The organism is Flavonifractor sp. An100, assembly GCF_002161175.1.
GTDB lineage: Bacteria > Bacillota > Clostridia > Oscillospirales > Oscillospiraceae > Lawsonibacter.
The window spans coordinates 1-13,018 of sequence record NZ_NFMA01000003.1 but is presented as its reverse complement, the minus strand read 5'-3'; the positions used below and the strand labels follow the sequence as shown (position 1 = coordinate 13,018).

Genomic DNA, 13,018 nt, shown 5'->3' with positions numbered 1-13,018 from the left:
TGCGGCGCTTATTTCCCCAGAGCTTCAATGGCCGCCTTGGCTGCCATCTGCTCCGCTTCCTTTTTGCTTCGGCCGGTACCGGAGCCCACAGCGGAGCCGTTGAGCTCCACCTCTACAAAAAAGCGTTTGTCATGGTCGGGGCCCTCCTCCCCGGTGAGGCGGTACTGCAGGACTTGTCCGCTCTCCCGCTGTACCAGCTCCTGCAGGGCAGTCTTGTAGTCCCGGGGCTTGGTCAGTCCCGCCACTTCCCGGCTGAGGATATACCGCTGGATGATTTTTCGGGCCGAGCCGATGCCGCCGTCTAAATAGACCGCTGCCAGTACCGCCTCCACTGCGTCAGCCCGGATGGAGGGGCGCTGCCGGCCTCCACCGGCCTCTTCTCCCTTGCCCAGGCGGAGATACTCTCCAAGTCCCAGCTCCTGAGCTACCTCCACCAAACTCTCTTCGCACACCAGAGCGGCCCGAGTGCGGGTCAGCTCTCCCTCCGGCAGGTCGGGGTGGTTGCGGTAGAGGTGGTCGGCGACGATCATACCCAGAATGGAGTCGCCTAAAAACTCCAGCCGTTCGTTGCTCTGCAGTTTGCCTCTGCTCTCGTTGGCACAGGAACTATGAGTCAGGGCATTTTCCAGCAGCTCCCGGTTGTGAAAGGTGTAGTCCAGCTTTTCCTCCAAACTCTTCATGTTAAATACTCCTTAAGACAAGGCAAAGCTCCGCCTGAGGCGGAGCTTTGCGTGTTGTGTTATCAATCGATCTTGTTCTGCAAAAATCGAACCAGATCGCCAACGGTGGAGATGGAGGCAGCCTCGTCCTCCCCCAGCTCGTCGATGCCGAACTCCTCCTCCAGGGCCATAGACAGGTCTACAATGTCTACCGAATCGGCATTCAGGTCATCGGAAAAAGAGGTGTCCAGGGTGATGGTGTCCTCATCCACGTTGAATTGCTCGGCGATGAGAGCTCTCAGTTTCTCAAAGATCATACTCGCTGCTCCTTCGTTTGTGCCCCAGGCACAGTTTCTTTCCTTACTATATGCAGAAACCCCTTTGCTGTCAATAGGATTTTGGCTTTTTGTGGGCTTTGACGATACAGAAAATGGAAGGACAAATAGGGAGCGGTGGGCGGGTCAGTCGGAGAGGGAAGAGGCCTGTCTGGGCGCAAAGCGGTCCACTCGCCACCCATCCTGGTAAGTGACAAGAATCGCCTGCAGCGTGGTGGTGACCGGTTTCCCTTCGCCCAGGTATAGGGCGCTGTTGGGAGAGGGAATGCCCTGCACGGTGACCTCCAGGATATGCTCACTGAGGGGCAGGAAAACAGCTTCCGAGATTGGGTCTGTGACCGAGTCGTGCTCCAGAATAAAATAGGTGTCATCCTGGGGAAGGTGGATCGCCAGCACATCAAAGGAGGAGAAGCCCAAAACCTGCAGGCTGCCGTCCGCACTGCAGGCGGCCATGCAGTCCTCGGTGGCGTACAGGGACATGGTCTCCCGGTCTCCCCGCTGGAAGGCCTCCAGGAAGGCGGAGAGGGTCACCTCTGGAGATTCCGAGGGGAGCCAGAGCGCATTGGCCCCGGTGACCGCGCCGTCCACCACCGTGAGTTCCCACAGAGAGGGGGAGAGCGTTTGACCCACCAGAGCAGGAAGATCGCCGTCATCGTCGGCCGGAGCCAGGGGGAGCGTATAGTAGGCATGGTCATAGTCCTGCCCATCTGACCAGCAGGGGTCCACATCCAACCCGGCTACGCCGGAGAGGGGGGATACGCCGCCCTCACCAGCGGCATAGACCACTCCGCAGTATCCGGTAAAGTCCAGGTTCTTTCCGGATAAGTCCAATCTGGCGCTGCCGGAGAGCTGAACCCGTGCGGCCTGGCCGTCTCCGTCCAGCTCCACCTGGCCGGGCACTCCCTGTTGAGACATACTCACCGTGTAGCGGATGCTGGCCGGATTGAGGGAGTAGGAATTCCCTTCCCAAGTGTGGTGCAGCTGGGCGTCTGGGGAGAGGGAGACGGTGCGCTCCTGGTCCCACAGTTGCCCCTGGGTGAGCAGCTCAAACACCTTGGCGGTATCCTGCGCCTGCTCCTGGGTGAGTGGGATGTAGGAGACGGTGCCTGTCTCCGGGTCTAAGGAGGTGATCCAGGCGTCGGTCTGGTGGGGATCTGTCTGAGCCTGTTGGCAGGAGACCAGTGTACCGGAGACTAGGATAACCGCCAGGGCCACAACCAGTGCCCAGCGGCCGGGACGCCGGGGAGACAGGTCCATCATGGCGCGAAAACGGGCAAAGACCTCTGCTTTGCTGCCGGAAAAGCCGGTAGACAGGCGGGCGGTGTGCCGGCTGCCCCGGGTCATCTGGTCCAGGATGGCCTGGCCGTACCTCTGGCGCTCCGCTTGACTCTGGTCGTGGATCAGGTCCCAGTCACAGCACAGCTCCACATCCCGGTTGGCCTGACGGACCATCATCCATACCAGGGGATTGAACCAGTGCAGACACCGGGCCAGGGCCAGCAGCAGCTTGTACCACAGGTCGCGGCGTTTTTGGTGGGTAAGCTCATGGGCTATGGAGATGGCCAGGACGTGTTCCGGCAGATCACAGGGCAGGAGGATGCAGGGGCGGAACAGGCCCAGGAGCATGGGGGAGGACAGGCCTGGTATTTGATATACCGCGGCGGGGTGGGAGAGCCCAAGGCGGGCGCTCTGATCGCTCCAAATCCGGCGGACAGATTCATCCACTGGGCGGCGCAGCCGCCGGACGTACCGGCACAGACGGATGTAATCCATGGCCAGCCAAAGCAGACTGAGTGTAAAGCCCACAGCCCAGATCCGTTCCCACCGGAAGGAGAGGTGCCAGTCCCCATCAGTCCCCGTCAGTAGGAACAGGGCAAAGTCGTAAATGTGGTGTTCCACCTGCTGCTGGTCGGTGTACCAAACCTCATAGGTGGTGTCAGAAAAGACGGAGGCCTGATAGCCGTTGGGGAGAGCGGCCGCCTCATCCTGAGCCATCCCATCGTAAACCGGGGCGGTGAGGGAGCTGGGGGCCTGGACCTGGATGGGAGCCTGTGGAAGGGTTATGGGGATGGGCAGAACCAACCGTACCGCCACAAACAGCCAGGCCCAATAGCGCCACCGGGGAGAAAACCGCCGGGACAGCAGGGGGGTGAGTAGGAGAAGCAGGGCGATGACCGCTGCACAGGAGAGACTGAGGGAGAACAGTTGGGCGAGCAGCTGTGCCATGTCAGTCCACCTCCTTTCCCAGAATCCGCTCCAGAGCCTGGATATCCTCCTGACTGAGGTTGGCGTCGGGATAAAGGGAGGCCACCAGGCTGGACAAGGAGCCGTGGTGCAGCCGGCTCAGAAAGCTGCGGCTCTCGGCCTGTAGATAGTCCTGCTCCTGGACCAGAGGGGTGTACAGGTTGGCCCGGCCCTGCTTTTCCGCCCGCACAAAGCCCCTCTCCTCCAGCCGGGAGAGGAGTTTCAGCAGGGTGGGAGCTTTCCAGTCCTTGGACAGGCGGGCGGACAGGTCGCTGGTGTGGGCCGGGTAGCGGTCCAGAGCCCACAGGGCCTGCATGACCTCCAGCTCGGCATCAGGCAGCTTGGGAAAGGTGGCGGCCATAAAAACACCTCGTTTCTATTTAGACGTTTGTCTATATAATTATTTTACATTTGTCTAAAATAAAAGTCAAGGGGGCATGCCGCTGTTTTTTGCCAAAATAAAATATCCCTGGCGCCTGCCGGAATAAAAGCCGGCAAAGCGCCAGGGACAGGATAAAGCGGAAGAGTCAAGGCAGTCAAGAGCGGTGTTGCTTGTGGGGGAAAGCCATCCGCAAGCCGCGGTAGCGGTTCAGGCAGGCGAAGATCTCCTGGGTCCTGGGACGGGCCAAAAAGTCCACTCCGGACCGGCCGGAACACAGGGCATCCAAGCCCTGGCGGTCCATCAAAGCGTCCAATTCCTGTACGATTTGCCGCAGGTCTTTGGTCCCATCCAGCAAATGGGTTTGGGCGTAGATGAGGCAGCGGCCCAGGGCGGCCGTCTGTTCACTGTCCGCCAGCTGTTCCACACAGCGCAGGTCGATGGTCTCTTTGTTGATGGAAATTCCATCCCGGCCCAGGGTTTTCAGCTTTACCCGCTCTCCAGTTCTAAATTCCGGGGAGCTTTGGGGGCGACGGTTAAACTGGGGAGGAGCGGCTGGGGGGAGAGGGGAAATCTGGGAGGGGAAGGCCTTTGCCTCCTGCTTGGCCAGGGCGGTGATATCTCTGGGAAGGTAGCGGTCCATCTGGATGATGTGGTCGGAGCAGTGGAAGAAGGCGCCGGAGCTGCCGGCCACCAAAATAGTCGAAATACCGTAGTGGTCATAGAGCTCCCGTATGCGGTCCAGGAAGGGGGTGATGGGCTCCATATCCCGGTGGATGACCCGCTGCATCAGCTCATCCCGGACCATGAAGTTGGTGGCGCTGGTGTCCTCATCCATTAAAAGCAGAGAGGTGCCCGCCTCCATGCCCTCCACCACGTTGGCCGCCTGAGAGGTGCTTCCGCTGGCATCTTCAGTAAAGAAGGAGGTGGTATCTTTGCCGTTTGGAAGGTCGCGAATGAACATGGAGATATCTGTATTCTGAATGCTTCGGCCATCTTCTGCCCGGATTTTCACGGCGGAGGCGTCTGTGATGACATATTCCCGGCCATCCCCGTCGATGTGGTCGTAGACGCCCAGCTCAAGCGCCTTCAGTAGGGTAGACTTGCCGTGATAGCCGCCCCCCACGATTAAGGTAATTCCCTGGGGAATCCCCATGCCGGTCAAGGGTCCTTTGTGGGGGAGATTTAGGGTGACAGCCAGCTCTGGGGGAGATTGGAAGGGAATTGCGCCCTTCATAGGCAGGGAGGAGACACCGGAGGCACGGGGGAGGATGCTGCCATTTGCCACAAAGGCGCACAGCCCCAGCTTGGGGAGCTCTTGCCGGATGTAGTGCCGGTCCTCCGCCAGGTCAGCCACGGCCTGAAGGCGTTTTGCATCCCAATTTTGATAGAGTAAGGCGGATTGTACACACCGGGGCAACAGATCAAACAGAATTTTTTCCAGCTCCCGGGCGTTGATGGTCCGGCCGTTGGCAGGGAAGCCCACCTCCAAACGCAGAACGATGTCACCGGTGGTGGGATTCAACTGACAGGCGGTCCGTTCCAGCACCTCTTGCCCGCAGCGGCTGAGGGAAATCAAGCCGCTGTGTCCCGAGCCCTTGGCCTGGAAGGAGACTTGGCTGGCCTGGCGGCTGAACTGGCGGGTGAGAGCATCCTGCAGCGCAATCCGGCGCTGAGGCGTACAGTATAGGGAAGAGGGAAAGGCCGCGGTAGCTCCTCTGAGGTGAATGCTTACCTTAGAGGGGGCAGCAAAGGGGTCCCCCTGGACATGGTCAATGGACAAAATGTACCCGGGAAATTGGTAGCACCCCTTGGTGTCCTTGTAGGCGGGATATCCTCTGCGGTCAATTCGGTCAAGCAGGGCTTTTAAATCGGCTGATGTTTGCATTCTGGCGTCCTCCAACTGGGTTTTGTCTGCGCGGAGACAAAGAAAAAATGTGGATGGGCCGAAAGGCCCGATCCCTTTGACCATAGCGCTTTTTTTCTCCCTTGTCAAAGAAAATTTGTCTCTTAAATCGGTGGGAGCGGCCCAGTCGCCTTGGAGGAACAGCTGGGGCTGTTTGGATGGCTGTGAATAAGGACAAATTGCTCTTGTACAGCCGCCTTTGCTGTGGTAAAATAAAGATAATTTTAAAAAGATATCTTTATGGGGGACGGTATGCCAAAGGTTGCTTATTCGGAAGAGGAGCGCCAGCGGATTCGAGAGGCGTTGGTGGTTGAGGGTCTGGAGCTGGTGAAAAAGCAGGGAATCCAGCATACCACTGTGGAGCAGATCTATCAGAGGGTGGGTATTTCACGTACCTTTTTTTATTCCTTCTTTCCCACCAAGGAGGATTTGATCGTAGAGATGCTGTATTTACAGCAGCCCCAAATTCTGGCCCACGCAAAAAAGAAAATGGACGATCCGAACTTAAGCTGGCGGGAAGGGGTAAGGCAGTTTTTGTATGACTGCTGCTACGGAGAGCGGAATGGAATCGTGGTGCTGACAATCCCAGAGCAGCAGCGATTGGTTCACCGGCTGTCAAAGGAGAGCTACCAGGTGTTTCGGGAAAAGCAGGCTAAGTTGTTTGGAGAGCTGCTGGAGTGCTTTGGTATTCGAGCCAACCGCAAATGTATCGAACTGTTTATCAATTTGAGCCTAACTGCCATGGTGATCCGCCGGGCGATTCCGGAGGTCCTACCCATGTTTGTCCCTGAGGCAGCTGACGCCACTGTGGAATTTCAGATCAATGCGATTGTGGACTGTCTGGCTGAGCTCAAAGGCCGACCTGCAGATTGAAGTGAAAATTGAAACCAGAAATCCGTCAAAAAGGGATTTCCCCTGGGCGGATTTCTTTCTCGCCAAAATAAAAACAAATATCAAATTAAGTTTTTATTTAAGACAGACCAACCGAGCAGGATAGCAATACCACATGTTCGTTGGTTTGCAAATAAATGTTCTAATATAGGAGGCACATGTATGGGTTTTTTCAGTAAGCTATTGAAGGGACCGGAGGTCGACATGGAGAAGAGCGATGCAAATGCCAAGAAAATGCGGGCATTGTTCAACCAGGTGGTGGAAAACGGAGATGATTACCGCCTGATCTTCGGATACACAGAGGACGTAGCCCGCTTTAATTATGGGTTTGTTCACGGCAGCAAGACCAAGATTGGAAATTTAATTGTGGGATGGAATGAGGCGAGCCTGACAGTCGTGGTAGTTCCCACGGTTCCCGACCTCTCCGGCTGTGGGGACCCCACCTATTACCGCCGCTCTGAGATTTTAAAGGCATACCGGAATAAATATCCCACAGATGCGTTTATCATTTATCCGGATAAGAAGGGCTATATCGGGATCAATGCCTATGATTGGCTGGATGATGAGAAGCTGTACGTCTATGTTTCACAGGAGGAGGAGCTGGCGGCATTTACGCAGTTCTTCCTGAATAAGTTTGCCACAAAGTGAGCTAGGGTATGCTGTTACGAGAGGCTGGAGCCATCCTAATCCTGATGATCATTGTGGTGGCTGTAGGAAATCTGTGGTTTCATTTTGTGGAATCCATATTGAATAAAATTCGGAACCTGATTTTTCCTCATCGGGAGCCTTCCACCTGGCATCTCCTTCCTCCGGAGGAGGATGAGAAAGGCCACTGAAGGATTTTTCTTGAAACAACGAGGCAAATATGAGTGATAAAACGGGTTTTCCCTGTAATGCATGTGTAAAAAGCTGCCTGTCTACCTCGCTTGCGAGGTAGACAGGCAGCTTAATCTTTGGGAATAGATACGTTGCAAGCGCGGCAGCTTTGAGCAAAGAGCGGCACATAACGCCAGCCAGACGTCTGCTGCTGCGGCCAGGCAACCCTCACAGTTCAGTTTCTTCCGGCCTCTGTCGGGGCTTCATCCCCCAAAACACAGCATTCATCAAAATTACAATGAGCAAAACCGCGGACATGGCGACCCAGAAGCCCATGTCGATTCCGCAAAGGGAAGTGCACCCAAACAGAAACATCCACAGTTCAGACCAGATCATAGATCATTCCTCCCAACATTAAAGTAATTCACCGTACGCACCTTCAACCCCACCTGTTTGCAGATGGTTCGGGTCACCTTGTCATTGTCGCCAGTGAGGATTTTGGTGGTCACACCATGGCGCTTGAGGGCCCGGATGGCGTCCGCGGTGGACTCCTTAGGCGGGTCCAGGAAGGCCAGATAGCCAATGAGCACCATGTCGCACTCATCCTTTACTCCAAAGGCCCCCACGGGGGAGGGGCTGCTCTTCTGGGCAATGACCAACACGCGGAAGCCTTTGTCATTGAGACTGTCCACGGTCTGAAGGATTCGTTGGCGCACATTGCCAGTAAGAGGCTGAACGCCGCCATCACACTCGGCAAAAGAGCAGATCGAGAGCATTTCCTCCACCGCTCCTTTGGTCACCATCTGGGTTTTTCCAGCTGTGTCCTGCACCACGGTGCTCAGCCGCCGGCGGGAGAAGTCAAATGGAATCTCATCCACCTTTACGTAGTGTTCCGACAGATCTACCAGCCGGGGATCCTCCTCCTCGGCTTCTTCCGTTTTGCGGATGATGGCCAAGTCCATGAGATTTTTGTAGCCGGTTTGAAAATAGCTGTTCAGATAGGCGTGGCGCAGTACCCGGTTGTCGTCCTCACCATTTACATTGAGATGGTACTCCAATACCACCTGGTCCTGGGTCAGAGTTCCGGTTTTGTCGGTGCATAGGATGTCGATGGCCCCCAAAGTTCTGAATGGAATTGAGGTTCTTGACAATGGTCTTTTTTTTGCTCATGGACACCGCACCCTTGGCCAGGCAAGTGGTCACGATCATAACCTCCTTTTTCTTGAGATGAAAAAAGGCCAGACCTCCCGGCCCGGCCAGCTAAAAAAATTCCCCCTTTCGTTTTAGTATTAAGTCAGCACCACTCCTTTCCTAAACCGGGCCATGAAAAAAACGCCGCCTTTTTCTTGAAAAAGCGACGTTTTAGTGTAGGTTGGCTCGGTTTTTTGTTGTGATTTATGATTATGCCTTTGTAAAGAAACCTAAAAGAAATGAGAAAATAATATCTGACATTCTCAAAACATAAAATGGCTCCCAGTTACTTTTAGCATAGTCATATATTATTTTGTATTTTCGTTCATCTTTCGAGTGAAAATCCTGATTTTTGGGTACCTTAAGATTTAAATCTTCAAAATTTGCAGTTTCTAATATGGAGGCAGCTTCGCTACACCCAGAACCTGTCCTTCCTGTTAATCCAATAATAATAAAATTACTTCGTTCATTGTAAACTGTTGTAACACAATCTCGAGTATTCATGTGTATCTCCTTTACATTTAAACTAATAAATTTGTTATTTTTATTTATCGTATGTATTGTAATTTTTCCCAGAATATATAATCTATTTCAAAATTGATGGACATTAATAAGTAAGCATATTAGTGTATTTGTATTTAAAAAGCAAATCAATATAAGTCTGCTCTTACTTGTTTCTTCCACCTGGTTCAAATTCATCTTTACACCACTTTACAAAGTTACGAGAGTGGAGTAGATATGTACGAGTGGTATTGGGCTGTAGATAACCATGATCTTGGGCTAACATTACTTCGCGCTCATATGACTGAAGAAGTCTTTCAATTTCTTTGATAGTAGAAGCGTCTGTTTTCATAGTTATTCCCTCCAAATGTTTTCTGTAGGTGCATATAAAGCTTTAATTAGCTGCACTAATTTTTCTTATCCGTACTACGTCAGTTCATTTGAATCATCAAACAAATCTCGGTTGTTAATGCCAAATATCCTTGCTGTTCGGTAGTTGGTATTTACTAGATTAAAGTTTACAAAACCAAACTTCTCTTTGTTTCTCCCAGTCCAACCAACAGTCGCTACAACTTTACCCACTAATCCCCCTTGAAAGTGGCCAAATATCCCGCAAACAGCGGCGTTTTCGTCCTACATCCATATTGCAGGCTCATCCTGGTCCCTGCTTGACCACATGTTTGCCCACAGACAACGAAAATCGGCCCACCAGGGATGGCATTCCCTGGTGGGCCGGTCGTTTTGCCTCAGCTGGCCTCTCGGCTCCAGCGTTTTCTGGCCTGGAAGGTAGTCATAGTCCGTTCTGGCTGGGCAATGGCTGTGTCCTGTACCTCCGCCTTTGCGATGCCCTGGTCGATCTTCACCGCTGCCCTTTGGCGCATCTCGTCGGTGACATGGGAGTAGGTGTTTAGGGTGGTTGCGCTGGATACATGGCCCAGGATGGTGGACAGCGTCTTGATGTCCATTCCATGGGCCAGGGCATTGGTTGCGAAAGTATGCCTAAGATCATGAAAGCGCACTTGCTCACATCCCGCATGCTCCAGCAGTGTGTGAAGCCGTCGGCTGACTGCTGAGGGGATAATCGGCAGATCGTCTTTCTTGGGCGAGGGGAATAACCATCGTGAGTTCACTCTGGTCTTGTATTCCGCCAGTACCTTCCTGACAGATGGGGGCAGGATCAGAGTGCGGACAGCCGCCTTGGTTTTCGGCTCACTGATTACCAATTTCGAACCAACGAGGTTTACCTGTTTGTTAATCCTCAATTCCCCGGTAACCAGATTCACATCATCCCACTGGAGAGCCATCAGTTCTCCCAGTCGCAGACCAGTGGCAAATTCCAGAAGGAAAAGTTCGTAGTAATTCTCTTCCTTGGCCTGGATCAGCACCTTCTGCATATCCTCTCGGGAGAGAACCTTCATCTCATTTGGCCTGTTTGGAGGCAGTTTGCAGCCCTTTGCCGGGTTGCGGACAATCAACTTTTCTGCCATCGCTTTTTCCAATACCCGATCACATAGACTATAGCAGTTTATCACCTGACTGTCCGAGAGTCCGCTATCTCCGTTTTTCTGATCCACACGGGCCTCTGTCATCATCCAGGTACACATCTGTTGGATATCACTGGTGGTCACTTTGTTCAGCGGGATGCTTCCCAGTCTGGGGTGAAGGTATAAACGGATATACCCTTCGTAGGTCCTCTGAGTAGCGGGCCGGGCATTGGGCTTACAGTAGGTTTCATACCAATAGTCCAACCACTCCCCAAATGGCATATCTGCCTTGAGTTTTATGGGTGTATCCGGTGTGATAGAGTTCTTCAGCGCCTTTAGTTTTTCTATACATTCGCCTTTGGTCTTGGCCAGCACATTCTTCGTCTTGGGAAGACCATTCTCATCATACCCAATGACGATCCGTCCTTCCCAGCGGCCATCCTTTCTCAGCCGGACAGTGCCTTCGCCATTTTTCCGCTTTCTTGCCATGGCTTCAACTCCTCTCCGAAGATGTCAATGAGAAATTCTTCTATGATCTCAGCTGCCCGTTTTTGCATATCGCCTGTGGTGTGAGTATAGGTGTCCAGTGTGAACGCGGCCCGTGTGTGTCCCAGGATGCCGGACAGAGTTTTGACATCCACGCCTGATGTCAGAGCATGGGTGGCAAAGGTGTGCCGGAGATCATGAAAGCGAAGATCAGGAAGTCCTGCCTCTTTCAGCAGGACCTTCATCCGTTCATAGGCGGCACTCGGGCGGGTTGGCTGCTCCGGCTTCCATGGATGCGGAAAGATCCATTCCGTCAGTGCCGTCTTCTTTCTCTCCCGAAGTAGAGCTGCGGTACTGGGTGACAGATGGATGGTACGGGTTCCCGCAGCAGTCTTAGTATCCCAGGCGGTCAGCTTGCCTCCCTTTTCCTCATGGATTGTGCGGCGAACTTTCAATGTACTGTGGGCCTCGTCAAAATCCTCCCACTTCAGCCCGCAGATCTCACCCCGGCGCAGTCCGGTGGTCACTTCTGTGTAGAAGAAGTCACACCAGACACTATCCCTCTGAATGGTTTCCATGAATTTTTCCAGTTGTTCATCCGTTAGCACTTTTTTGCCTTTGTAGCTGAATTTAGGTGCGTCGATATCCTCTGTAGGATTTCGTGGAATGAGGCCAGCCTGCTGCGCGGCGCCCATCGCCTCATGAAACATTGCGTGAATACCTCGGATTGTTCCGCTGGCCAGCCCCTCTCCTGTGTTTCGGTTTCCGTGATGCGCCAGTGTATCATACAACTTTTGAATGTCTTTCCCTGTGACCTGGGAGATAATTTTCTCTCCCAGGTATGGTTTGATATGTCTGGCTACAGTTCCCTCATATCTTTTCATGGTGACGGGGCGTATCGTTCCAGTCATGTTCTCCAGCCACTGATCCAGCCATTGGCCCAGTGTCATCCGGCTCTCCTCAGTCAGCTCGACTCCCTGATACGCCTCGATGCTCTGCCGGAGTTTGGCTGTCAGTTCCTTTTGGGTATCTGCGTAGATGTAACGGAAGATGGGATCGCCGTTTTCTTTGTGGCCCACCACGATGCGCCCTTCCCAGCGCCCATCTTCCCGCTTGCGGACCATACCGTCACCTGACGGTCGTCTTTTTGCCATGCCATTTCACCCCCAAGGCCTTATTTTTGTTTTGCGGCGCAACTTTTGCGTTCTTACCCCACAGGTGGAAACTTGTGAGGCTCAGCCACGCACTGGTACAGAACAGCGCCGCAGCGTCGGCAGATCAGATACCGTAGCCGGTTGCCAAGCAGGCCATGCTTTTTGAAAGTGACCAGCGCCTCGCCATGCTGCCAGCCAAGGCCAATGTCCTCGCATCCACAGTACTGGCACCGCTGGACCGGAAGTCGATTTATCATCTTATTCAATCCTCCTGTTCTATCCTGTGGCAGACACGCTTTGTTTCCTCCTCATCGAAGGAGTAGAGGCCATCCTCCTCCAGTTCCTTGCTCAGTCCCCAGGCCAGTTTGAATCCGGCCGTGAAGCTGGCCAGGGAGGTTTCCTCCCGCAGCAGATTTTGCGTGTCCACCAGGTGCATGAGCCTGCGCCGCTGCAGCTTGTCCAGGCAGTCCCGCACCTCCTGCCTGGTGCTCTCAATATCTTCTTCCAACTCACGGAAGTCCGGCTCCCGGTAGAACCGCTGGTGCAGGGCTCTCATGTAGTCGTTCATGTGTGCCACCTCCTTTGCAGCAACACACAATACCGAAGAACGGAGAGAATAGCCAGGGCTTTTGACCACAATTATCAGATTGTTATCAATTTCTCCGGCCTATTTCTGCGCGGCGCTTATCATTGTTAACACTGTGCTATTTTTACTCACCATCCGCTCATGGTCATGCCGTCCATAGTCTGCTCATCCTCATGGTCATCCGGCTTGTGGCCCATAGCAATCTTCTTTTCCTGGATCTTTCACTCATCGTCCTCCCAGGCCCCGCGCACATGCTGCTCCAACGAGATGCGTACGCCGCTCAAAAAGTGCAACTTGACCGCAGATGATGGTGCATAGCCACCGCTGGAATGGTGCACCCATTCCGCCGAAATGGTGCATGGCGGCCGCTGGCGTGGTGCACCGGG

At 53.8% G+C, this 13,018-nt stretch carries 15 protein-coding genes and 1 pseudogene; 2 read left to right on the top strand and 14 right to left on the bottom strand.

The genetic code is table 11. From position 1 onward, the window contains the following. Nucleotides 1–8: 8 nt before the first annotated feature. From rnc to B5E43_RS02435, 5 genes are all read right to left on the bottom strand, one after another. On the bottom strand, nucleotides 9–680 hold the full coding sequence (rnc, locus tag B5E43_RS02455) for a ribonuclease III (protein WP_087393295.1): 672 nt from the start codon (nucleotides 678–680) through the stop codon (nucleotides 9–11). 62 nt (nucleotides 681–742) lie between these two features. Then, complete coding sequence (gene acpP / locus B5E43_RS02450) at nucleotides 743–976, bottom strand: acyl carrier protein (protein WP_087393292.1); 234 nt, start codon at nucleotides 974–976, stop codon at nucleotides 743–745. A 144-nt stretch (nucleotides 977–1,120) separates the two neighbouring features. Further along, a complete protein-coding gene (locus B5E43_RS02445; protein ID WP_087393290.1) occupies nucleotides 1,121–3,220 on the bottom strand; it encodes a M56 family metallopeptidase in 2,100 nt (699 codons plus the stop codon). Between the two features lies 1 nt (nucleotide 3,221). Further along, on the bottom strand, nucleotides 3,222–3,599 hold the full coding sequence (locus B5E43_RS02440; protein ID WP_087393288.1) for a BlaI/MecI/CopY family transcriptional regulator: 378 nt from the start codon (nucleotides 3,597–3,599) through the stop codon (nucleotides 3,222–3,224). Nucleotides 3,600–3,774: 175 nt separating this feature from the next. Then, complete coding sequence (locus tag B5E43_RS02435; RefSeq protein ID WP_087393286.1) at nucleotides 3,775–5,505, bottom strand: ABC-ATPase domain-containing protein; 1,731 nt, start codon at nucleotides 5,503–5,505, stop codon at nucleotides 3,775–3,777. Nucleotides 5,506–5,775: 270 nt separating this feature from the next. On the opposite strand from B5E43_RS02435, the gene B5E43_RS02430 reads away from it, so the two are divergent. Both B5E43_RS02430 and B5E43_RS02425 read left to right on the top strand, forming a co-directional pair. After that, nucleotides 5,776–6,396: a TetR/AcrR family transcriptional regulator gene (locus tag B5E43_RS02430; RefSeq protein WP_087393284.1), complete on the top strand. Its 621-nt coding sequence runs from the start codon at nucleotides 5,776–5,778 to the stop codon at nucleotides 6,394–6,396. A 180-nt stretch (nucleotides 6,397–6,576) separates the two neighbouring features. Continuing rightward, the gene (locus B5E43_RS02425) at nucleotides 6,577–7,062 is read left to right on the top strand and encodes a hypothetical protein (protein ID WP_087393282.1); all 486 of its coding nucleotides are present in this window, start codon (nucleotides 6,577–6,579) and stop codon (nucleotides 7,060–7,062) included. A 48-nt stretch (nucleotides 7,063–7,110) separates the two neighbouring features. Here B5E43_RS02425 and B5E43_RS15025 read toward each other — a convergent pair whose 3' ends face one another. From B5E43_RS15025 to B5E43_RS02385, 9 genes and pseudogenes are all read right to left on the bottom strand, one after another. Further along, nucleotides 7,111–7,407, bottom strand: a complete 297-nt coding sequence (locus B5E43_RS15025; RefSeq protein WP_158098941.1) for a hypothetical protein — start codon at nucleotides 7,405–7,407, stop codon at nucleotides 7,111–7,113. Nucleotides 7,408–7,458: 51 nt separating this feature from the next. Then, complete coding sequence (locus B5E43_RS15220; protein ID WP_087393278.1) at nucleotides 7,459–7,626, bottom strand: hypothetical protein; 168 nt, start codon at nucleotides 7,624–7,626, stop codon at nucleotides 7,459–7,461. Between the two features lie 35 nt (nucleotides 7,627–7,661). Continuing rightward, a pseudogene (locus tag B5E43_RS02410) lies at nucleotides 7,662–8,439 on the bottom strand (magnesium-translocating P-type ATPase); the annotation flags it as partial. Nucleotides 8,440–8,631: 192 nt separating this feature from the next. Further along, nucleotides 8,632–8,925, bottom strand: a complete 294-nt coding sequence (locus B5E43_RS14820) for a hypothetical protein (protein WP_143382924.1) — start codon at nucleotides 8,923–8,925, stop codon at nucleotides 8,632–8,634. A gap of 163 nt (nucleotides 8,926–9,088) precedes the next feature. Further along, nucleotides 9,089–9,274: a hypothetical protein gene (locus tag B5E43_RS02405; RefSeq protein ID WP_087393276.1), complete on the bottom strand. Its 186-nt coding sequence runs from the start codon at nucleotides 9,272–9,274 to the stop codon at nucleotides 9,089–9,091. A gap of 394 nt (nucleotides 9,275–9,668) precedes the next feature. After that, the gene (locus B5E43_RS02400; RefSeq protein WP_087393274.1) at nucleotides 9,669–10,895 is read right to left on the bottom strand and encodes a site-specific integrase; all 1,227 of its coding nucleotides are present in this window, start codon (nucleotides 10,893–10,895) and stop codon (nucleotides 9,669–9,671) included. Next, nucleotides 10,853–12,046 carry a site-specific integrase gene (locus tag B5E43_RS02395; protein ID WP_087393272.1) on the bottom strand — a complete coding sequence of 398 codons (1,194 nt, stop codon included), beginning with the start codon at nucleotides 12,044–12,046 and terminating at the stop codon, nucleotides 10,853–10,855. Before B5E43_RS02395 ends, B5E43_RS02400 begins: the two co-directional genes overlap by 43 nt. Nucleotides 12,047–12,099: 53 nt before the next feature. Continuing rightward, nucleotides 12,100–12,303: a hypothetical protein gene (locus B5E43_RS02390; protein WP_087393270.1), complete on the bottom strand. Its 204-nt coding sequence runs from the start codon at nucleotides 12,301–12,303 to the stop codon at nucleotides 12,100–12,102. Nucleotides 12,304–12,308: 5 nt separating this feature from the next. Then, nucleotides 12,309–12,614 (bottom strand): hypothetical protein, encoded by a 306-nt coding sequence (locus tag B5E43_RS02385; protein WP_087393268.1) that lies wholly within the window; start codon nucleotides 12,612–12,614, stop codon nucleotides 12,309–12,311. Nucleotides 12,615–13,018 lie beyond the last annotated feature (404 nt).